18 protein-coding genes are annotated in these 21,178 nt (G+C 33.4%); 5 read left to right on the plus strand and 13 right to left on the minus strand.

The genetic code is table 11. The features are described from left to right. Positions 1–2: 2 nt before the first annotated feature. From ACO6VN_RS09585 to ACO6VN_RS09600, 4 genes are all read right to left on the minus strand, one after another. Positions 3–308, minus strand: coding sequence for a PTS sugar transporter subunit IIB (locus tag ACO6VN_RS09585; protein WP_194200536.1), 306 nt, complete (start codon positions 306–308; stop codon positions 3–5). Then, positions 305–2,389: a BglG family transcription antiterminator gene (locus ACO6VN_RS09590; RefSeq protein ID WP_194200535.1), complete on the minus strand. Its 2,085-nt coding sequence runs from the start codon at positions 2,387–2,389 to the stop codon at positions 305–307. Before ACO6VN_RS09590 ends, ACO6VN_RS09585 begins: the two co-directional genes overlap by 4 nt. A gap of 238 nt (positions 2,390–2,627) precedes the next feature. Continuing rightward, entirely contained in the window at positions 2,628–3,887 is a 1,260-nt protein-coding gene (locus ACO6VN_RS09595; RefSeq protein WP_070045073.1) for an oligosaccharide MFS transporter, read from the minus strand. Next, entirely contained in the window at positions 3,880–4,875 is a 996-nt protein-coding gene (locus ACO6VN_RS09600; protein WP_194200533.1) for a family 43 glycosylhydrolase, read from the minus strand. The genes ACO6VN_RS09595 and ACO6VN_RS09600 overlap by 8 nt, the downstream gene beginning before the upstream one ends. A gap of 294 nt (positions 4,876–5,169) precedes the next feature. Between ACO6VN_RS09600 and ACO6VN_RS09605 the strand changes: the two genes are divergently transcribed. From ACO6VN_RS09605 to ACO6VN_RS09615, 3 genes are all read left to right on the plus strand, one after another. Continuing rightward, positions 5,170–5,673 carry a GNAT family N-acetyltransferase gene (locus ACO6VN_RS09605; RefSeq protein WP_194200532.1) on the plus strand — a complete coding sequence of 168 codons (504 nt, stop codon included), beginning with the start codon at positions 5,170–5,172 and terminating at the stop codon, positions 5,671–5,673. A 30-nt stretch (positions 5,674–5,703) separates the two neighbouring features. After that, positions 5,704–6,699 (plus strand): LLM class flavin-dependent oxidoreductase, encoded by a 996-nt coding sequence (locus ACO6VN_RS09610; protein WP_422404579.1) that lies wholly within the window; start codon positions 5,704–5,706, stop codon positions 6,697–6,699. Between the two features lie 118 nt (positions 6,700–6,817). Next, positions 6,818–8,032 carry a pyridoxal-phosphate-dependent aminotransferase family protein gene (locus ACO6VN_RS09615; RefSeq protein ID WP_422404580.1) on the plus strand — a complete coding sequence of 405 codons (1,215 nt, stop codon included), beginning with the start codon at positions 6,818–6,820 and terminating at the stop codon, positions 8,030–8,032. Positions 8,033–8,404: 372 nt separating this feature from the next. On the opposite strand, the gene ACO6VN_RS09620 is transcribed toward ACO6VN_RS09615, so the two are convergent. The 9 genes from ACO6VN_RS09620 to allC form a co-directional block, all read right to left on the minus strand. Further along, positions 8,405–9,619 carry a CynX/NimT family MFS transporter gene (locus tag ACO6VN_RS09620; RefSeq protein ID WP_228086099.1) on the minus strand — a complete coding sequence of 405 codons (1,215 nt, stop codon included), beginning with the start codon at positions 9,617–9,619 and terminating at the stop codon, positions 8,405–8,407. 82 nt (positions 9,620–9,701) lie between these two features. Continuing rightward, positions 9,702–10,637: a carbamate kinase gene (gene arcC, locus ACO6VN_RS09625; protein ID WP_422404581.1), complete on the minus strand. Its 936-nt coding sequence runs from the start codon at positions 10,635–10,637 to the stop codon at positions 9,702–9,704. Continuing rightward, the gene (locus ACO6VN_RS09630; protein ID WP_422404582.1) at positions 10,637–11,413 is read right to left on the minus strand and encodes a DUF2877 domain-containing protein; all 777 of its coding nucleotides are present in this window, start codon (positions 11,411–11,413) and stop codon (positions 10,637–10,639) included. The genes arcC and ACO6VN_RS09630 overlap by 1 nt, the downstream gene beginning before the upstream one ends. Before the next feature lies 1 nt (position 11,414). After that, the gene (locus tag ACO6VN_RS09635; protein WP_016999007.1) at positions 11,415–12,674 is read right to left on the minus strand and encodes a DUF1116 domain-containing protein; all 1,260 of its coding nucleotides are present in this window, start codon (positions 12,672–12,674) and stop codon (positions 11,415–11,417) included. After that, positions 12,674–14,425: an acyl-CoA synthetase FdrA gene (locus ACO6VN_RS09640; RefSeq protein ID WP_194200527.1), complete on the minus strand. Its 1,752-nt coding sequence runs from the start codon at positions 14,423–14,425 to the stop codon at positions 12,674–12,676. The genes ACO6VN_RS09635 and ACO6VN_RS09640 overlap by 1 nt, the downstream gene beginning before the upstream one ends. Positions 14,426–14,441: 16 nt before the next feature. Continuing rightward, a complete protein-coding gene (allD, locus tag ACO6VN_RS09645; RefSeq protein ID WP_016999005.1) occupies positions 14,442–15,491 on the minus strand; it encodes an ureidoglycolate dehydrogenase in 1,050 nt (349 codons plus the stop codon). 23 nt (positions 15,492–15,514) lie between these two features. Beyond that, positions 15,515–16,546: an ureidoglycolate dehydrogenase gene (gene allD / locus ACO6VN_RS09650; RefSeq protein ID WP_194200526.1), complete on the minus strand. Its 1,032-nt coding sequence runs from the start codon at positions 16,544–16,546 to the stop codon at positions 15,515–15,517. 15 nt (positions 16,547–16,561) lie between these two features. Further along, positions 16,562–17,350, minus strand: coding sequence for a (S)-ureidoglycine aminohydrolase (allE, locus tag ACO6VN_RS09655; RefSeq protein ID WP_016999003.1), 789 nt, complete (start codon positions 17,348–17,350; stop codon positions 16,562–16,564). 28 nt (positions 17,351–17,378) lie between these two features. Then, entirely contained in the window at positions 17,379–18,608 is a 1,230-nt protein-coding gene (gene allC, locus ACO6VN_RS09660) for an allantoate deiminase (protein WP_016999002.1), read from the minus strand. Between the two features lie 174 nt (positions 18,609–18,782). Between allC and ACO6VN_RS09665 the strand changes: the two genes are divergently transcribed. Together ACO6VN_RS09665 and ACO6VN_RS09670 are read left to right on the plus strand one after the other, a co-directional pair. Continuing rightward, positions 18,783–19,604 carry an alpha/beta hydrolase gene (locus ACO6VN_RS09665; RefSeq protein ID WP_016999001.1) on the plus strand — a complete coding sequence of 274 codons (822 nt, stop codon included), beginning with the start codon at positions 18,783–18,785 and terminating at the stop codon, positions 19,602–19,604. 8 nt (positions 19,605–19,612) lie between these two features. Further along, positions 19,613–20,845, plus strand: coding sequence for a M20 family metallo-hydrolase (locus ACO6VN_RS09670; protein WP_135022222.1), 1,233 nt, complete (start codon positions 19,613–19,615; stop codon positions 20,843–20,845). Positions 20,846–21,178 lie beyond the last annotated feature (333 nt).

Consider the following 21,178-nt stretch of genomic DNA (forward strand, 5'->3'; position numbering starts at 1 on the left):
TATTAAATGATCCCTTTATCTTTTAATACTGGTGTTATTTTTTCTTCAATTTCGTCAGTAGAAACGATGTTTTTCAAATAAACAATAGTGGTATTTTCTTCATCAATCGTAAAGTTATCAAATTGTGATTTAAAATTTTCTCCTGTTATAATAATATTTGCATTTCTTGAAACAGCTGATGAAATAGTGTCATGGTCAAGGTTCGCTTCTACACCTAGTTTATTCAACACATCTTCAGCCGCCATCTGACACGCAAAACTACTCCCTAAACCTGCGCCACATACAAACAAAATATCTAATTTTCTCATGATACTTCCTCCTCTAATAAATAATTTATAAATGCATTTTTATCAGTTAAGCTCAATAATTTTTCTACTCTTTTTTCATCTCTTACTAATGAAACAATACTTTTCATAATGTTTAAATGTGAGAATGAGTCTGTTGCAGAAAGACAAAATATTAATTTTACTGGGTCATTCATTTCATTACCAAATTTAATACTAGGATTTAATGTAGCTATGCTAACCCCCAGTTTATTTGCTCCTTCCTCAGGTCTAGCATGAGCTAAAGCAATATGTTTACCTATCACTATATAAGGTCCATATTCTTTAACAGAATCTATCATTGCTTCTAAATATTGAGGTGAGATAACTTCATCCTCGAGCAAAGGTTTAGAAACAGTTTCTATAGCATTTTCCCAATCAGAACAACGTTTATTTAATTGTACGTGATGATTTTCTAAAACTTCTTTTAACATAGGCTGCACCTCTCTATCATTGAAATTCAAGTTATTATCTATAAATAATTTCTTCAATTCTTTATAGTCTTGCTCATTTAGTCTTATAGATTTATTTTCTAGCCATAAAGATAGATCCTTAAATAATGAAACTTCACTTCTATTTAAAGAATCACTATTTCTAGCAAGATAAGCATGTTGCTCTAAAAATTGTTCTATCTTTTTAATGTCTATTTCATTTACGATTGCATTTACATAGCAAGTTGGTTTTTCAAACTGGGCATCAATCGTAGTAAATACAATATCTACATTGTCATCATCAATAAATTTTTCTTCTTCAGAAGAAAGAATTTTCAAGATGTTCACGTTGAAATGCGATTTTAGTATTTCAGCTAATAAATTACTTGTTGCTATTCCGAAACTACAAACTATTACTGCATTAAAATAATTTTTGTTTTCTTGTATATATTTGAAATAAGCAGTTGAAAAATACACAGTTATAAAAGCAATCTCGTCTTCAGTAAATTCTAATTTGGTATAATTATTCAAATATTCTTCTGAATATTTTTTAATTGTTTTAAATATTTTAAAATGACTATTTTTGATATTTTCTTTTAAAGGGTTATAAATTTGAATCCCTTTTTCTAGCCTACTAATTAGCCCTGAGATATGTTTATTTAGCCCTTCAAATAAATGGCTTTGATATCCAGTAAAATCTATAGATAGTTCATGTTCTACATATTCAATTAGTTTTAAACTAACTAATTGTGATAATGCTTCATGTCTATCATCAACTATAATTTCGTTATCACCAATCAATACTTCTAATTTATTAATAATATAATGAAATTCATTACGTGAAACTTTTAAATCATATTGATTTATTAAATCGTTTATAAATATGTGTATAATGCTAAATTTCGCAGTTTTATCAACATGATTGATTTCGTAAATATGTCCTTTCCTAACCCTTGATAACCAAATAGAAGTTAAAATTATAGCTGATAGTTTGATATCACTTTGGTGAATTGCTATTAACTTATTGTAAGTATCATTTATAAAGTTTAAGTCTTTATTATCCAAATACTTAAGAATCGGACTATAGCTCTCATATAACGTACTTATATTTACATTATCTTCAGTTATTTTATTAACTAAATAATCATACAGAAAAGTTCTAATTTGACTCTCTTTTCCTTCAATATGAAGGCCAATTTCCAAATTAGATTCAATTTTCAAATCATATTTTTCTAGATCTATACGTATTTGCTTCATATCTTTATCCATTGTGCTTTTTGATATTTCAAGTTCTTCGCATAATTCATAAACTTTTTTAAAACAAGTTTTATCTAAAGCATTTGTTATAATATATTCTCTTCTAAATGCTGGATTATATGCTTGTTCTTCTATGTCATCAGAAATTAAAAATTTTAACTTTTCCTCCTCTTTATCCGATAATTTCAAAATATATGAACCACGATTTTTCCCCATTTCGTTAAGCTGATTAAGTAACAAAAATTCATTAATATCTTTCAAATCATTTCGTATAGTTCTTTCAGTCTTTTTGAAAATAATACTTAATTCTTTTGTTGATATACTCTCATTTCTACTAAGAAAAATATTTAAAATATTGAGCGGCCGACTTTTTAACATTTTTAACATCTCCCTTGTTTATATTGTAGTTTTATAATTAAACATTTGTTAGTATTTTTAAATTCATAAGCAATTCGGAAATAATGTAAGCGCTTAAATAAATCTAATTTATACACTACCATTCAATTTGGTTTTCATTTCGAATTGTAAAAAAGCTGTCTCTTTCAATACAAAAACACTCCATTCAAAGATTTCGCTTTGAATGGAGTGTTTTATTATTATATAATGCTGCTTTATATCACGTCTTATGAATACTTTGTTCATTCAATGATAATGTTGTTAATGGTACTTTGTCTGTTTTCATAAGCATTGCTCCTAAACAAACTAAAACACCGATTATAACTGCCATTACTAAATACGTGTATTGGAATCCTATTTCTACATATAACCTACCGATTACAATTGAGAAGAAAGCGACTCCAAGTTGCTTCGCTACGTTAAATGCTAACATATAAACTGTTGCTGATAATCTTACGTCGAATACGCTAATTATATATTTCATAATAGAAATAAGCATCAATGGCATTTCAATTGCCGCTAACAATCTAAAGAATGATAATAGCCAAACTTCATCCGTAAATGCAGTTCCCACTACTCTAATGAATAGTATAACTCCGTATAAAAACAGGCCATTTTTTGCACCTATTCTATTAATAATCCATGGCATAAATACCATCACAATTGCTTCAATGAATATTTGAGTAGATGTAAGTCTACTAAACAGTGTTTCACCTGATGAGGCATCATCAAAGAATCTGATAAAGTAATTAGGAAATTGTTGATCAAATACATCGTATAAACTTGCACTACCGATTATCAATAAACAAAGACCCCAAAAACTTTTGTTTTTAAATAACTTAAAGATACTTTCTTTGTTTACAAAATCTTTTTCATCTTGTACGTTATCATCTTTTTGATAATTAAGTTTCTTTACTTTAATGCTCCAAAGTATGACGCCTAGTAAAAGTGCTGATACTGAACACACCCAAAAAATGCTGAATGGATTTTTTATAAACATAATTCCACCTATAAACGCAAATGAACCTCCTGCAAGTGAACCGAATAGTCTAGTATGTCCATATTCAAATTTATTCGCACGGCTTGATTTTTCACAATATGCTTCAACCACGCCTACACCACTATATAAACATAGACTTAGGAATGAACCTCCAATAATACTTCCCATTAGCACGTTCATATCTAATAAAGGTATAAATAAATATTCAAAAAACGGTCCAATTAATGCTAAACAAAAAATGACAAATGCAAACAGATATTTTTTCAATCCTAATTTATCTTGAATAATTCCATAAATAGGTTCTAATATAATCGCTACTACTGACATTGTAGCGAATACAATACCCGCTTGTGATGCATCTAAATTAGCTACTCTATTTAGCCAAAGTGGCAAAAAAGTTATTATTAAAGTCCAAATAGCAAAATAAAAGAAATTAATGCCCCCAAATCTCCAGAACACACTATCCTTAAATTTATTCATGGACTTCGCCTCCTAATACTTCCGGAGTTTCTGGTGTCCAACGATTATCTGGTAACGGTACCCCAAACTGAGGGTTATTATTTTCATCCCAATTAATTATCTGAGCCCTAGCATGACGATTAGGGTCAAATAAAGGGTCTCCTTTGATGTTTTGATAATTCCTTGCGTGATAAACGATGATATCATGTTTACCATCTTCTGATTTAGTAAATGAATTATGACCTGGACCATATTGCTTATTTTCAATACTACTTTCAAACACTGGTTTTTTATTTTTAGTCCAAGACTCAGCATTCAGCAAATCACTACTAATATCGGCACTTAACATCCCTACACAATAATCGATACCTGTTGCACTTGCTGAATATGTTAAAAATATTTTTTCATCTTTTATTAAAATAGCTGGTCCTTCATTCACCCAAAAACCTTTGACTTCCCACTCGAATTCAGGAACAGTTAGTAATGTGATTTTACCTTCTAAAGTCCAAGGATTTTTCATTTTAGAAATATAAATATTTGAATGTCCTTTAATGTTTAAATCTTGTTGAGACCAAACATAATAAAGTTCATTATTTAAAGTAAATACTGTTGCATCTAAAGCAAAAGTTTCCCATCCTGTATCAATTTTCCCTTTGTCTACCCATTCACCTTCTAAAATATTATCTGATTCATTTTCTAATACGTACATTCTATGATTAAAAGTATCATCATCAATATTAGTATTAGGCGCAGCAGCATAATATATGTACCACTTGTTATTGACTCTATGTAATTCAGGAGCCCATATTAATTTACTCTTAGCTCCTTTGGAATCTTTCAACCATACTGTGTATTCCTTTGCATCTTTCAAACCGTTTAACGAATTCGATATTCTTAAAATAATACGATCATATAAAGGATACGAACCTGTGAAATAATATTGGCCTTCATGTTGTAATACAAATGGATCTGCCCTTTGTAACACTATAGGATTATTTATATCTTCCATAAAAAAATGCCTCCCCCTTTTTTGTAAACGCTTTCTAAAATGATAATATTACATGTACGTACATATGTCAAATGTTATTTTATTGTACGTACATGTTAAATTTTTAATTGTATGGTTGAAATAATAAGAAGCTATATTGAACGTAAGACGTGTCTTACAACATTCGGGGGGCTTTGTAGCAGTGGACCTCGACTTGCAACTTTCATAAGTAGCATCATCACATCATAAGCAGATTTTAAAACAATATTTATTTTTAAGTTATACTTTAATTAAGAGTAAAAGGAGTGTGGTTGAATGAATTATAGATTAGCGACAGTAGAAGATGTTGAAGGTATTATTTACGTATGTTCTGAAGGTTATAAAGCCACATACAAAAACATCCTTCCTCAAAAATATATCACTCAAATTATTAATGAGTTTTATAATAAAGTTCGTGTAACAAATGAAATTTTAAATATTAATCATTATTGGAATGGTTGGTTTGTAGCAGCCGATAAAGGTAAAATTATTGGAGCTGGTGGTGGAGGTTTTCGTAATGATAGTAGTTCTGAACTGTATGTCCTTTATTTAGATCCTACTCGTAAAAGAGAAGGTATTGGAACGAAATTATTACATAAAATCACAAGCGATCAAATAGAACGTGGTGCAAAAGAGCAATGGGTATCAGTATTAAAAGAAAACTACATGGGAATTCCTTTTTATGAAACAAACGGTTTTCAATTCCAATTTGAAAAACCAATGAACACACTCCCTAAAGAGGAAGGCTATCTTTCATTAAAATACAAACGTAAGTTATAAATAAGATTTATTCATAAAGGAGCATGCTATATGAAACTCAGTGTACTGGATCAGGCACCCATTTCTAAAGGTGACACGCCTGAGGAAACATTAAGGAAGACAATTGAATTAGCAAAATGGACAGAATCGTTAGGTTATCACCGTTATTGGGTTGCGGAACACCATAATACGAGTGGATTAGCGAGTTCTTCACCAGAGATATTAATGACAAATATAGCCGCTTCGACAAATCAAATTCGTGTTGGTTCTGGTGGTATTTTGTTACCTCAATACAGCCCATATAAAATTGCAGAAAATGCTAAGACATTATCAGCATTTTTCCCTAATCGTATTGACATTGGATTTGGTAATTCACCTGGTGGTTCGCCTTCTACACAAAAGGCTTTAACCGATAATCACATTAAACCTATTGATGATTTCCCTAGACAAGTTAGTGATTTACAAGGTTTCTTATATAATTCACTTCCTCGAGATCATAAATTCAGACTTGTGAAAGCTGGACCTCGTATCGATAATCCTCCTCCAATGTGGTTATTAGGATTAACTGAAAATGGTGCAAAAAATGCTGCGAATTTAGGAATTGGCTTTGTATTTGGTCATTTTATCAATCCTAAGTATGGAAAAATAGCAATGGAGCGATATTATAATGACTTTAAACCTTCTATTAGTCAGCAATCACCTTCTAGTATTGTATGTATTTTTGTAGTATGTGCTGAAACTGATGAAGAGGCTGAAGAACTTGCTCTAAGCCAAGATAAATGGTTAATTAATGTTAGCAAAGGTCGAGGGACTATAGTATTGTCTTCTAAAGAAATCAACGTTGAAGATTTTACAGATGAAGAACAGGATTTAATTAAGAAAAATAGAAAACGTTGTATTATCGGGTCTCCAGAAACAGTCGTAGCAAAATTAAAAGAACTTGAAACATATTATCAAACTGATGAATTCATGATTATTACTAATATTTATAATTTTGAAGATAAGAAAAAGTCTTATAAATTACTTGCAGATGCAATAACTGAATAATCACAATTTTTAGTCATTTTTAATAAAAGTTATATGCTTTTTTGTATAATTATACAAAGAACTTGAATTAATAATTTGATACAATTAAAAAGGAAAAGTGTAAAGGAGAGAACTTAATATGAGTGAATTGAAAATAGCAAAAAGATTAATTATGACACCAGGTCCTGTAAGTGTAGACCCACGTGTTTCACAAGCAATGAGCAACTCTATACTTGGTCAATTTGATCCGGACTTTACAGCTATAATGGATGAAACAATGGAACTGATTAGAAAATCATTTTTAACAGAAAATACATGGTCATTCCCTGTTGATGGTACGAGCAGAGCGGGATTAGAAGCTGTTATTTCAAGTATCGTCGAGCCAGGAGATCGTGTTTTAGTTCCAATTATAGGTAGGTTTGGACATTTATTCGCAGAGCTAGTTCAACGTGCTGGAGGTATCGTACATACTATTGAATGTCCTGTAGGAGAAGTTCTACCACAAGAAGAAATTATTAAAGCATTAGATATCATAAAACCTAAAGCATTAGCAATTGTTCACGGCGAAACATCTACCGGACGCCAGCAACCTATTGATAAGGTTGGTAAAGCTTGTAAAGAACGAGGCGTTTATTCAGTAGTGGATGCCGTTGCTACATACTTAGGTACAACTATACCAGTTGACGAATGGGAATTAGACGCTGTTATTGGCGGTGCTCAAAAATGCTTATCTATACCGTCTGGCATCACACCAATTACTTTCAATGAGCGTTTTAGTGAAGCAATTAATACTAGAAAACGTGTTGAAGAAGGTATTAGAACTAACGAAGAAACAGAGAAAGAAGTTTTCATAAGAAGTAATTACTTTGATTTAACACAACTTCAAGATTATTGGAGTCCTAAACGTTTAAACCACCATACAGAAGCAACAGCTATGGTTTATGCATTAAATGCCGGCTTAAAAATTGCTGTAGGAGAAGGCGTTGAAAATAGAGCTGAACGTCATGCTTACCATCACGAAGGTTTAAAACGCGCACTAGAAGCACTTGGATTAAAAATTTATGGAGATGCAAACCATGAAATGAAAATGGTCATTTGCGTTGAAATCCCTGAAGGTGTAGAACCTAACGAATTTAGAAAATCATTATTAGAAAATTACGGTGTAGAAATCGCTGGATCATTTGGCGAACTACAAAAAAAAATATGGAGAATTGGCTTAATGGGCTATGTAGTAGAAAAACAAAACATACTTACTTTCTTATCTATATTCTCTTTATTTTTACAACAACAAGGCGTACAAGGATTAAATCCTGTTAAAGCATTAGATACACTTGTTAAATATTATGAATCATAATTTTGATTAAAATAGAGGGTGGGACACAAAGGCGTCTCACCCTCTTCAACTCTTATTGGTTTTTCTATCTCGTTAATCCAACTACATACCCTCTTATTGGATTTTCTATCTCATTAATCCAACTATACATACCTTTATTGGATTTTCTATCTCATTAATCCAAATACACGCCCTCTTATTGGATTTTCTATCTCATTAATCCAACGAACCACATTCTTATTGGATTTTCTATCTCGTTAATCCAACTACATACCCTCTTATTGGATTTTCTATCTCATTAATCCAAGTACAACAAAAAACTATTACAATCCCTAATTATAAACAAATACTCCTAATCCGTTAAATCGGATTAGGAGTATTATTTTATAACTTTTATTGATCTTCTACATATACATCTTGTGCTGCTTGTATAGCAAATATAAACGTTAAAACAGATATAACAAGTAATGCGATTATACCTACGTCCCATCCGCCGAAGTAATCATGTAAATATCCAACGAAGAACGGTCCAATTGCTGCAATAAAGTAACCGATAGATTGTCCGAATCCAGACAATGACATGCTACCTGCACTTGTTCTTGCTCTTATTGAGAAGAATGTCATACATATACTGAAACATGCACCCATTCCTAGACCCGCTATAACCATACTAATTGCTAGTAAAACAATTGATTGGCTAAATAGTAAACTGAAGCCAACTAAGAATAGCACCGTTATAATTGTTACGAGTATTTTTTGATTTTTCATTTTAGAAGCAATTATTGGAAATAGAAATGTCATAGGTACTTGTGAAAATTGGTTCAACATAAGGAAATATCCAGCTGTAGTTGGTGATAGTCCTTTATCTATTAGGATGGAAGGGACCCATGCAACTACTGTATAAAACACCATAGATTGGAAGCCCATTGTTAACGCAACAACCCATGCTAACTTAGAAGTTACCATTTTAGGTTTAGGTCCTTGTGCTTTAGCTTGCATTTCTTTAGTAGCTTTAATTTCCTCGGCTTTTCCACCTTTAACTTGAGGCATCCATAATATAAGCGCTAATACTGCTAATATTACCCAAAACGCTAATGACAAACGGAATCCTAATGGTGAGATTTGGGATAAGGGATAACTTAGTCCACCACCCAGACCAGCAGTAAAGTTCATCGTCGCACTATAAATACCGGTGAATAAACCTATTTGTAATGGGAATTTCCATTTCACATAACTAGGTAGACAAACGTTTCCGAATGCGATAGCCACACCAATTAAGATTGTACCGAAAATAAATAAATTAATACCGCCAGATACACGTAAGAATAAACCAACCATTAATAAAATTAGTGCATAAACAATTGCACCTGACATTGTTAACTTAGTAACAACTCTCGATACTAACGGAGATACAATCCCGAATATAAGTAAAGGTATTGTTGTTAAAAATCCAGCCAAACTATTATTGATTTCTAATGTAGATTTAATTGAGTCAACAACCGGACCAACAGAAGTTAATGGTGCCCTTAACGTTGAAGCTACAAATATCATACCTAATAAAACAATCCAAATATCTTTAAAATGATATTTTTTCATTTGTTCTTCCAAATCCTCACCTCCATATAAAATTTTTAGAGTCTAAGACATAAATAATTGTCTCAGACTCTTTCATAATATTGACAGTAGCTGATTATTTTACAATGCGTGTGCCAGCTTTACCTTCTAAAGCATCTACTGCTTCGCCTAATGAACAAATAATTGCTTCATTACCTGTCTTAGCAAATTCAATAGCAGCTTCAATCTTAGGTAACATACTACCTGCTGGGAATTGTCCTTCGCTCACATATTGTTCAGCTTCTTCAACTGAAATTTGTTCTAATTTCTTCTCGTTCTCTTTACCATAATTAATATAAACATTTGGTACATCTGTTAACATCATGAACACGTCTGCTTCTACTTGTTCAGAAAGTTTTAAGCCTGATCTATCTTTATCGATTACAGCTTCTACACCTTCAAGATTTCCTTCTTCATTACGATATACTGGGATACCGCCACCGCCTAAAGAAATAATAATTGATTTACTTAGTAAACTTTTAATTTCTTCAACGCCATGAATAACAAGTGGTTCTGGAGAAGGTACTAATCTGCGGTAACCTCTACCTGCATCTTCTCCCATTGTGAAGCCTTTATTTTGTTCTAGGCTTTTTGCTGTATCTTCATCAAAGAATACGCCTATTGGTTTAGATGGGTTACTGAACGCTTTGTCATCTTTATCCACTTCTACCATAGTTAATAATGTACTAACGTTTGCATTAATTTTATCTTTATTCAAATGATTTTTCAATGCCATTTCCATCATATAACCAATCATACCTTGTGATTCTGCACTACAAACGTCTATAGGTAATGCTGGAACGTTATCTTTAGCATACTCATTTTGAGCAATAATATTTCCTACTTGAGGTCCGTTACCATGTGTAACAACAATTTCATGGCCTGCTTTTCTTATTTCTATCATTTTCTCTGTAGCTGTTATGACATTGTTGTATTGATTGTCATATGTTGCTTCTTGTTTAGGTTGTAAAATAGCATTTCCACCTAAAGCAAGCACGACTCTTTTACCCATTAATTCCACTCCTTATGTAAAGCTAGAGAAATACCATAAAGTGTATCCATTCCTGAGGATGAACCAACTGATATTAATTCTTTTATCGCTTTTTCCGATGCTTCATGTTGAAGCTTTGTAATTTTCGAACTAAACAACCCGTCTAAAGCACAATTTAAAAAGGCTTCACTAACGACTGTTGTAAGATGTTCATTCAATAATTGTTTTAATTTTAATAAATTTGATGTCTCTATAAATGGTGTTAATTTATTTGCATAAAGTATTCCAGTTATAATATCATCACCTGTTGGCGTCAGACCTTGTCCTCTACCAATGTAATATTTTAAATAAGGTTCAATATCTACTTCTTTCGAGCTCAGTGCTACTAAAAATTCATCTATTTTTGAACTTGTAAATTCTGATTCTTCATAATCTGCAAAAGAAAATTTATCCAATTGTTCTTTTAATAACGGTACATTACATTGATCAAAATCTTGTTCTAAATCGAGAACATCAACTTTCCAGTTTAACTTTAAATGATTAATGTTTAAGGTATGATGTTGAACTTTCAGTTGTGCCCCAATCTCAATTTCAGAAATGAGCTGTTCTCTCGTATATGAATCGACAAGTATACCGAAAGGGAACCGACCATTTTCGTCAGTACCTATGAATATTAAATCTTGTTGATTCGTTATGATATTAAAGCCTTTTTTAAATATACTGTGCACATAAAAAGCATCATGCTTTCTTAATAAATCAAGTGCGACACTACCTGTCGCACTTGCATTTAAAATCATCTTAGAATCCTAATTTCTCAGCATAAGCTGTAATTGCTTTTTCGAAACATTCGATTGGAGGATGTACAGTACCCGCTCCAATTTGTCCAAAGCCTGCTACTTTATGTGCAATACCAGTATTAATAACTGGAGTAATGCCTGTTTCTACTACTTTTCTAGCATCAATTCCTAATACAGCTCCTTTGAAATTCCAAGTTGGAATAGCAAAGTTAGGATTTTCACCAATAGTGATTTCTGTCATTTCATTACTTGTTTGTAATGCATCATCAAAGCCGCCTGTGCCTACAAAGCGTGTCACTGCAGGAGCAGCAATCATTGCCATGCCTCCTACACCTATTGTTTCTGTAATTGCAGAGTCTCCCATATCTGGGTTTGCATCGTCTGCTGAGTAACCAGTGAAATACAGTCCTTGTGGTGTGTTTACTGGCCCAGTGAACCATTCGTCTCCCATACCAGCGATACGGATACCGAATTGATTACCGTTACGTGTCATAGCTGTAACTACTGTACCAGATTGAATAGTTCTTGCTGCATCCATCATTGCTTTACCAGTTGCCATAGCAACGTTCAAGAAGAATTGGTCTGTATCAGATAAGAACTGTATTACTTCTGTACGTTTTTCGTTATCAATGTGGTCTAATGAAGATATAACTGGTGCTATATCACGTAAGAATGCGTATGAAGAAGCAATATTACGTTGGTGGAATTCGTCACCCATAGCGATAGCTTTTGCGATAAGCACGTTTACGTTCATGCCATCTTCTAGTGAACGAATTGCTTCACCTAATACAGGACCAAGTACATCTTTCATCCAATGTAGACGATTAATAACTTGTTCATTGTATGCACCGAAACGCATAACCGCACCGATACCTTCGTTCATTTGGCAATATGCTTCGTTACCATTTTCTCTGTTTTCTACAACAAGTACTGGCATGTTCATTGAAGTAATACCGCCCATTGGACCCACCGCGTTTACGTGGTGACATGGTATCAATGTAATTTCATCATTTTCTAACATTTTTCTAGCAGTTGCTTCGTCATCAGCCCATTCTTCAAAAAGAATCGCACCGACACATGCACCTTGCATTGGATCTGTCATATCGTCATATGTCATTGGAGGCCCTGCATGTAAAAGAACATTCTCTTTTAATTCTGGAATTTTAGTTTTTGCTGGGACTACATCTACTAAGAACGGTGCAGCAGCAACCATTTTATCTATAACGGCTTGATTGGCTTCATCAATTGTTTTAAATCCCATTATACTGACTCTCCTTCATAATTATTTAAAAATTGTAAGACTTTCATTAATTTTTCATTTCCACCTGCTATTGGACGCCAGTTAAATTGAACAACTTCTGATCCACTGTTTTCAACCGCTTCAGCGAAACTTTTCAGTCCTATGTTAATAACACTTGGTTTCATATTGATAAGGTTCATAATTTTTTCATCAACTGTTAAATCAACTTTAGTTGCTTCAAATGTTTGAACTTGTAATTCAGGTTGTTCTACTTTTCCACCTACTAATTCAATAGCTGTACGAACCATTTGATCGTTTGTATCACAAATAATTGCACCAGCTTCACGTAATGTTTCTTGTTGTTGTTCATAACCTTGATGATCATGTTCAGTACCAACTACAGTAGCTAAGATTGCAATATCTCTACCTTCTGATTGAACTTTAGATTTAATACTTGAGATTGTTGGTGCTAATTCATTTGCCATATCATTATGGCTACCATATCCAATTACGTTATCAAGCATAATGACAGCAGTTGTTTCTTGATCTGCAGATTTTTCTAACATTTCGATACGTTTTCCAGGATCAATCATTGGGTGTGGTCTACCTTGAGTATACATATCATCACCTAAGTCGATTACTTCGTGATTATTTGCTTTCAAAGTAAATCCTTCAGCTTCTTCACTTTCAACGTTTAAAGCATCTTTAACTAACATTGCTGCTTCAGAAGCTAAAGTACCGCCTGAATAATAACCTTTAATACCAGTTTGATTATCTTTTAGTTCAACATTAATATCTTTAAGTGTTGAAGCTGCAAAGTTCGGTTCTTCGCCGTTAGATAACTGTACAGAAACACGAGCTGCTTCTTCTAATGTGTATGCATGATGAATATTTTTCTCAGTAAATTCTGGTTTATGACCTAAGAATAGTGTTACAACTGGTTTTTCAATATTACGTAAAAGATTTAATACTTTTTCTTCTACTTCTTTAGCTGGGGGCTTAGAAATTACAGTTATCACTTTTACTTTAGGATCTTGGTTTAAAGCTTTGATTGAATCTAACATTGTAACCGCACCAACTTCTGTTGATAAATCACGGCCACCTGTACCGATTGCGTTTGTAACACCTTTGCCTTCACGGTCAATAATTGTTGTAACTTCTTGGATACCAGTACCAGATGCTCCTACAACACCAATGTCGCCTTCGTTCACGATGTTTGTAAATGCTAAAGGTACACTATGAATAATACCTGTACCACAGTCTGGTCCCATAACCATTAAACCTTTTTCATTAGCTTTTTGTTTCAACGCTACTTCGTCTTCTTTAGCAACGTTGTCACTAAACATGAAGACGTGTAAGCCATTGTTTAAAGCGTTATCTGCTTCCATAGCAGCATATTGACCAGGTATAGAAATCATTGCTAAGTTAGGATTATTTGCTAAATCTAAAGCTTGGTTCCAATTTGAAGCTTCTTTATTATTTGATGCTTCTTCCTTTTCACTATTGCCTTTTAATTCTTCATCTACTGCTTTACTTACTTCTTCTACTTTTTCTTCATCTTCTGTATCAACAACGATAGCAATATCGTTTGGTTTAGCATCTTCTAATTCTTCTGTTCCTAAACCTGATGATTTAAATATATCTTTATTTGCTGGTGTTCCCATCATTATTGAAACTTTATTCACACCGTCAATTGCTGATAATTTATTTGATAATAACATTAATACAATTGAATCTTGGTATGTGTTTTCTTTAATAATTGTATATAACATTTTCTTCCTCCAATTATTATTCGGCAAATCTATTTTTGCCGTGATATCTATCGTAATGTACGTCTTCAGATATTAGATAATTATAAATATCGTCTACTATCTCTATGCCTTCTTCGTCATACTTTTCACTTCTTAATTTGCCGCGTTCTCCTGGATAATATATTTCTCCATATCCTTCAGCTGCCGGTTGCTCTTTTAGTTCATCGAGCATAGTCGTGATTTGCTTTTTAAATTGATTTAAATCTGTAAAATAAGAAGGATTAATAACAATGTGTAATTGTCCCAAGTCTCTTCCTTTGGTTAAATCTTGATACATAGATGAAACATGTATACCGTGTGGCACACCTAACAAGCTTCCAGAAAGAATATCAACCATCATCATAAGTCCGTAGCCTTTTGGACCTGCAACAGGTACTAAAGCATGTACATCTCTTGAATCAGTTGTTGGCTCACCTTTGTCGTTTACTGCCCAAGTATCAGGAATAGATTCGTTTTTACTGCGCGCATCTAATACTTTCCCCCATGCTTGTACAGTCGTTGCCATATCAAAAGTAATAATACGATCATCATTTGATGGTGCACTAAATGCAATTGGATTTGTTCCGAAATATGGCTCAGTTCCACCAAAAGGTACTACCATTGGGTCAGATTGACACATGCTTATCGCTACCATGTCTTCTTTAGCTGCCATTTCAACAAAGTAGCCTAGTGCGCCGCTATGAGAAATATTTTTAACACCTACTACTGCAACGCCATTATCTCGAGCCATCTCTATCGCTTCTTCCATAGCTTGCTTTGCAGCTTGATGTCCAGGACCGTTATCACCATCAAATGTGGCAGTTGCTGGTCCAGTCTTTTCAAATGTATAGTCTGGATCAGCCGTTATACCTCCTTTGGCTATTCTTTCTGCATAATATTCAACACGTACTGCGCCATGTGAATGAATACCACGATGGTCAGCAAATGTTAAAACATCTGAAACATCAGACGCTGCTTCTTCGTTTAAACCAGCTTTAATTAATTTTTGTTTCATAAGATTGAATAGTTCTTGTTTTGAAAGACGCATAACGCCACCTCTTCTCCTTTGGATTAATAAACGCGATCTGAAATTAAATATTCGTATATTTCTTCTGCTACTGGAATACCAGTTTCTTGGTATTTTTTAATAACATCTTCTTGAATTTCACCTGGATAATAAACTTTGTCATATCCTTTTGCTGGTGGTACTGCGTGTAACTCTTCCACCATTTGTGAAATCTGTTCTAAAAATCTTTCTTCGTCACCAAAATAAGCAGGATTAATAACAATGTGTAACTGACCTAATCTACGATATTCTGTTAAGTCTTTATACATTGAAGTAACATGTTTACCAAACGGTAGTCCTAATAAACTACCTGATAAAATATCAACCATCATCATTAGTCCATAACCTTTTGGACCAGCTACTGGTAATAAAGCGCTTACTTCATGTGGGTCAGTTGTTGGTTCACCTTTGTCATCTACAGCCCAAGTATCAGGAATAGATTTATGTTTACTACGTGCATCTAATATTTTGCCCCAAGCTTGAACAGTTGTTGCCATATCAAATAATATTGGTGAAGCATCTTTTCTTGGTGCACTAAACGCTATTGGATTTGTGCCAAAATACGGTTCAGTTCCACCAAAAGGTACTACCATCGGATCTGATTGACATACAGTTAAAGCAACCATACCTTGTTCAGCTGCTTGTTTAGCAAAATAACCAATTGCACCACTGTGACCCATTTCTTTAACACCAACGATACCAATACCTGATGTTTTTGCTAATTTCACTGCTTCTTCCATTGCTTCATATGCAACATAATGCCCTAAAGCGTTGTCGCCATGATAAATACCAGAAGCAGGACCTGTTTGTTCAAAATTTAAATCTGGTGATAATTTATATCCGCCTTTTTTAATACGTTCTGAATAATATTGCATTCTCACGGTTCCGTGAGAATGCACACCTCTTTCATCAGCAAATATTAATAGATCCGCGGATTTGTCAGCTTGAGTTTCTGGTAAGCCTGCTTTTATTAATTTATCTTTCATAAGTTGACGTAACTTATTACGTTCAACATATACTAAAGCCTCTTCCGTCATTGCCGATTATCTCCTTTATATTTCGATGTCTCTATTTGCATCTTTAGAATAAATATAAGCGAATGGCTCATCTAAACCTACAGCATAAGTAGCTTGTGGTGAATATGCACCCATGAAGATATAGTCGCCTTTATCAACTGGTAACCAGTCATTGTCTAGGTTATACATACCTCTACCACTTAATACGTAAGCACCATGTTCTTGTACGTGTGTCTCAATGTAACCGTGAGAAGCGCCAGGTTTGAATGACAAGATATGAATATTCATGTCGTATGCAATTTCTTTAGGTAGTAAGTCTTGAACAAGTACTTCTTCCATACCTTCATACGCTTCTTGTTTTAAATCATTTACGTTATCTGTAACAACTTCTGGTGTATGGCCTTCGATTGGTTGGTAACGTTTTTTGTATAAGAATACACGGCTGTCTTCGCCATTGTTATTGTTTTCAAATGTAAGTTCTAAGTGAGGTGGTACATATAAATAGCCGCCTTCATTTAATTGATATTGTTTGCCATCTGCATAAGCATTAATTTTTCCGTAAACAACATAGATAAATGTTTGAACACCATTTCCACCAAAGCCTTCTTTATTTCCGCCTTGATTCTTCAATGTAACTAAGTAGTCAACGAAACGTGCACCTAATCTTGGTGAACCTAAAATTGTAATATCGCAATCTTCAAAGCCAGGTACAACGTTATTTACTAAACCGTCTGGCGTAATTACCGCATAATTGTCTTTCTTAATTACTGAACGTGTCTCTAATAAACCTTCTCTGTATCCTTGATTATGATTTAAATATCCCATTATAAAATGCTCCTTTATTTTTATATTTTTATTCTTTATAAGCTAATTCATAAAGTGTTTCTTTTAATACTTCGATTCCTTTAACAAGATCTTCGATATTTGTTTCTTCTTTGACGTTATGACTAATACCATCAATAGATGGAACAAATAACATTGCTGTTGGTACATATTTCGCAAATATTTGTGAATCGTGACCAGCTCCTGATGGCATAACTTTATATTGATCGCCAACTTTTTTCTGAGCTGATGACTCAATGACTTTAACAATTGATTCATCCATTAATGTTGGTTCTTCATCCATCCAACGATCGATATCACATGTTATACCATCTTCATCACAAATAGTTTGAATAGTTGTTTCAATTTCGTTTGCAAATTGATCCAATGCTTCTTGGTCAATATGTCTGCAATCAATTGAGAATGTTACTTCACCAGGCACTACATTTACAGTGTTTGGAACTGGCGTAACATGGCCAAATGTTAAAACTAACGGATCCCCTATTGATACTGCTTTTTCCGTTAATTGAGTTGCAATTTTACTAAAAGCAACTACCGTATCTTTTCTTAATCCCATCGGAGTCGTTCCAGCATGGTTTGCTTCACCTTTTAGGTTAACTGTATAACGTTTTTGACCAACAATACCATTTACAACTCCAATTGATTTGCCTTCAGCTTCAAGAACTTTTCCTTGTTCAATATGCATTTCAACAAAAGCCTTGATGTCATCTCTGACTGTATCGTTTTGTCTAAAACCAAATCCTGCATCACGCATAGCATCGACAAATTTTATACCTTCTGCATCTTCAATATCTTTAACATCTGCATTGTCAGCTAAATTAAAGAAGTTCTTACTTCCCCAGAAAGCATAAGGGAAACGACTGCCTTCTTCTTCAGCTAAAGATAAAACCTCTAATGATCGCAGTGGTGCACCAAATTCTTCTTTTAAAGATTGGATGGCAACTAATGCTGACAATATTCCGAATTGCCCATCTAAATGTCCACCTTCTGCCACTGTGTCAATGTGTGACCCTGATACGATAACTTCGTTAGGATATTTAGTGCCTTGCAGTCTACCAGTTAAATTCCCAACATCATCAAATTGTGCATCTAATCCAATTTCTTTAAATGCTGTTTCTAATTGTGTTACCGCTTCTTTCCATTCTTTTGAATAAAGCAAGCGCGTAATGCCGCCTTGTTCTAATCCACCAAAACTGGTGAATTGCTTGTCTAATGCTTCAAAAGACGATTTTATATCCATACAACACAACTCCTTTGTTCGTTCTCTTTCATTATAAGATTTATTTTTTGTCAGTTCATCTACATTTCACACAAGAAACTAATAGCTTTTTATGCATAATCAACAAATACTATTTTCTCTTTACTTGAGATAATATAGTTAGAGAAATATACATTTTTAAGGAAGTGATTAAATATGTCTCATATAATAGAGACAGTGAAGGCTCAAGACGGCTTTTTATTAAACATGAAAATATTGTCATCAAAAGATTCAAAAGCTTTAGGTAGTATCGTTTATTATCATGGCGGTGGTTTTTTATCCGGAGAACCTGATGACTTACCTAAAGAATACTTAAACATTTTAAATCAAAGTTTCAATATTATTATTGCGGACTATCGTTTAGCACCTGAAGTGGATTTAAATTGTATTATCCAAGATGCTTTTGAGGCTTATGATTTCGCGCATAATTACTATAAAGATTTGCCAATTTACGTTTTTGGACGTTCAGCTGGAGGTTACTTGGCATTTCAAGTTGCAGCTCACAAAGAAACTGCAGGTATTATTGATTTTTATGGCTATGCTCGTATTCATGTACCCCAATTTTTAAGATCTCATGCTCAATATAAAAAATTAACCGAAAGTATTACGCCTGATTTAATCAACAGTATGATACATTCTAAACCTATTACATCAATTCCAATACAAGAGCGATATATTTTATATTTATACGCTCGTGGTAATGGAAATTGGTTTAAATATTTAGGTGTAGAACATTCAACTGATTCAAAATTTAATTTACAACCAAACCAATTAAAAAAATTACCACCTACATTTATTGTACATGGTAAACACGACCCAGATGTTCCTAGTAGTGAAAGCAACTTTGTTGAACAAAATATACCAGTGACTGAAAAGGTTATCGTACAAACTGAGGAACATGATTTTGACCGTACCCCTACATCTTATACTGAATCAATTTATGAACAAGCTGTTGAATTTTTAAAAAATATAAAGTGAGGTTCGAAATGAATATTAAAAGAGTTTTATCTACTTTAGAAACATTTAATCAATATGGTCGCAATGATGATACAGGCGGTATAAACCGAATTGCTTTTACACATCAAGAAAGATTATCTGCGCTCAAGTTTTCAATGTTATGCCAACAAGAAGGTATGAATGTTTATTTTGATTTTATGGGAAATGTAATTGCACGACGAAGCGGTAAATACAATGACTTGCCAGCAGTCGTAATCGGTTCTCATATAGATACAGTCATTGAAGGTGGTGAATACGATGGACTACTTGGTGTTGTTGCAGCATTAGAGGTTGTTAGACATTTAAACGACTATAATATTGAAACTGATCATCCAATAGAAATTGTTGCTTTCACAGTTGAAGAGTCAACGCGATTTAACCAGGCAACACTCGGTAGTAAATATTTTTGTGGATTTCTAACAAAGTCACAAATGGAACAAATTAAAGATAACAACGATGAAACATTATTAAATGTCGTTCAATCACTCAAACAAGATGTCAGTACAACAGTAGTCCCTAGAAAGAATTCAGATATGAAAGCATTTTTAGAATTACACATCGAGCAAGGACCCATTCTACAAAATAAAGGGAAAGATATAGGTATTGTCACACATATTGCCGCACCTCACAGATTTAAATTAAAACTAAAAGGTGTAACAAGTCATTCTGGTTCTACACCGATGCCAATGAGAAAAGATGCTTTAACAACAGCTTCAGAAATCATATTAAATATAGAGAAAATTGGTAATCAATTTCATAAAGAAGGCATCGTCACAACAGTCGGCTATACAAAAGTACATCCAAATTCCATGAACGCTATACCCGGTGATGTAACATTGCTTATAGATGTTCGAGGAAAATCAATCGAGCCAAGAAATGAAGTAGTACAAAAAATCAAAACAAGCATAGAAGATGTAACAAATGCACGTGGTATTGAATATACACTTGAAGATTTAGGTCACGATAGCCCTGTGACATTAGATCATCAAATTGCTAAAGAAATAGAAAATGTAGCACAAGACTTAAATATAAGTTATCGCTATATGTTTAGCGGTGCTGGTCATGATGCAATGAACCTTGCAAAAATATGTCCAACAGCTATGATTTTCGTGCCATGTAGAGATGGTATTAGTCACTCACCATTAGAAAGAACAGAACCACAACAAATAGAAAAAGGTATTCAAGTATTGATTGATACCGTTATTGAAATTTCAAAATCATAAATACACATATAAAGCCACGCTGTTAGACGATGAACAGCGTGGCTTTTTTGCAGATTGTTGATGCTTGGATGGTCTTGTTGTCACTTCTTATCAAACGTGTCAATAACAGTAGCCTTATTGTCAATTCTTATCAAACGTATCAATAACGATGGTCTTATTGCCGCTTTTTATCAAACATGGGAGTTGGACAGAAATCTCATGTTTAAATAGATTTCGTAGTCTCACTCTGCCAGCTACTGCCAATACAAAATATAATCTATGCCCACGATGTTCCAGAGATTAAAAATCTCCTAACTCGTATATTAAACGAATTAGGAGATTTTTTGAGCATGA

It is taken from the genome of Mammaliicoccus sp. JADD-157 (genome assembly GCF_049310805.1).
Classification (GTDB): Bacteria; Bacillota; Bacilli; order Staphylococcales; family Staphylococcaceae; genus Mammaliicoccus; species Mammaliicoccus lentus.

Coding starts and splice junctions, on each gene's coding strand:
- ACO6VN_RS09585 (WP_194200536.1), bottom strand. CDS start 308: ATGAGAAAATTAGATATTTTGTTTGTATGTGGCGCAGGTTTAGGGAGT.
- ACO6VN_RS09590 (WP_194200535.1), bottom strand. CDS start 2,389: ATGTTAAAAAGTCGGCCGCTCAATATTTTAAATATTTTTCTTAGTAGA.
- ACO6VN_RS09595 (WP_070045073.1), bottom strand. CDS start 3,887: ATGAATAAATTTAAGGATAGTGTGTTCTGGAGATTTGGGGGCATTAAT.
- ACO6VN_RS09600 (WP_194200533.1), bottom strand. CDS start 4,875: ATGGAAGATATAAATAATCCTATAGTGTTACAAAGGGCAGATCCATTT.
- ACO6VN_RS09605 (WP_194200532.1), top strand. CDS start 5,170: ATGAATTATAGATTAGCGACAGTAGAAGATGTTGAAGGTATTATTTAC.
- ACO6VN_RS09610 (WP_422404579.1), top strand. CDS start 5,704: ATGAAACTCAGTGTACTGGATCAGGCACCCATTTCTAAAGGTGACACG.
- ACO6VN_RS09615 (WP_422404580.1), top strand. CDS start 6,818: ATGAGTGAATTGAAAATAGCAAAAAGATTAATTATGACACCAGGTCCT.
- arcC (WP_422404581.1), bottom strand. CDS start 10,637: ATGGGTAAAAGAGTCGTGCTTGCTTTAGGTGGAAATGCTATTTTACAA.
- ACO6VN_RS09630 (WP_422404582.1), bottom strand. CDS start 11,413: ATGATTTTAAATGCAAGTGCGACAGGTAGTGTCGCACTTGATTTATTA.
- ACO6VN_RS09635 (WP_016999007.1), bottom strand. CDS start 12,674: ATGGGATTTAAAACAATTGATGAAGCCAATCAAGCCGTTATAGATAAA.
- ACO6VN_RS09640 (WP_194200527.1), bottom strand. CDS start 14,425: ATGTTATATACAATTATTAAAGAAAACACATACCAAGATTCAATTGTA.
- allD (WP_016999005.1), bottom strand. CDS start 15,491: ATGCGTCTTTCAAAACAAGAACTATTCAATCTTATGAAACAAAAATTA.
- allD (WP_194200526.1), bottom strand. CDS start 16,546: ATGACGGAAGAGGCTTTAGTATATGTTGAACGTAATAAGTTACGTCAA.
- allE (WP_016999003.1), bottom strand. CDS start 17,350: ATGGGATATTTAAATCATAATCAAGGATACAGAGAAGGTTTATTAGAG.
- allC (WP_016999002.1), bottom strand. CDS start 18,608: ATGGATATAAAATCGTCTTTTGAAGCATTAGACAAGCAATTCACCAGT.
- ACO6VN_RS09665 (WP_016999001.1), top strand. CDS start 18,783: ATGTCTCATATAATAGAGACAGTGAAGGCTCAAGACGGCTTTTTATTA.
- ACO6VN_RS09670 (WP_135022222.1), top strand. CDS start 19,613: ATGAATATTAAAAGAGTTTTATCTACTTTAGAAACATTTAATCAATAT.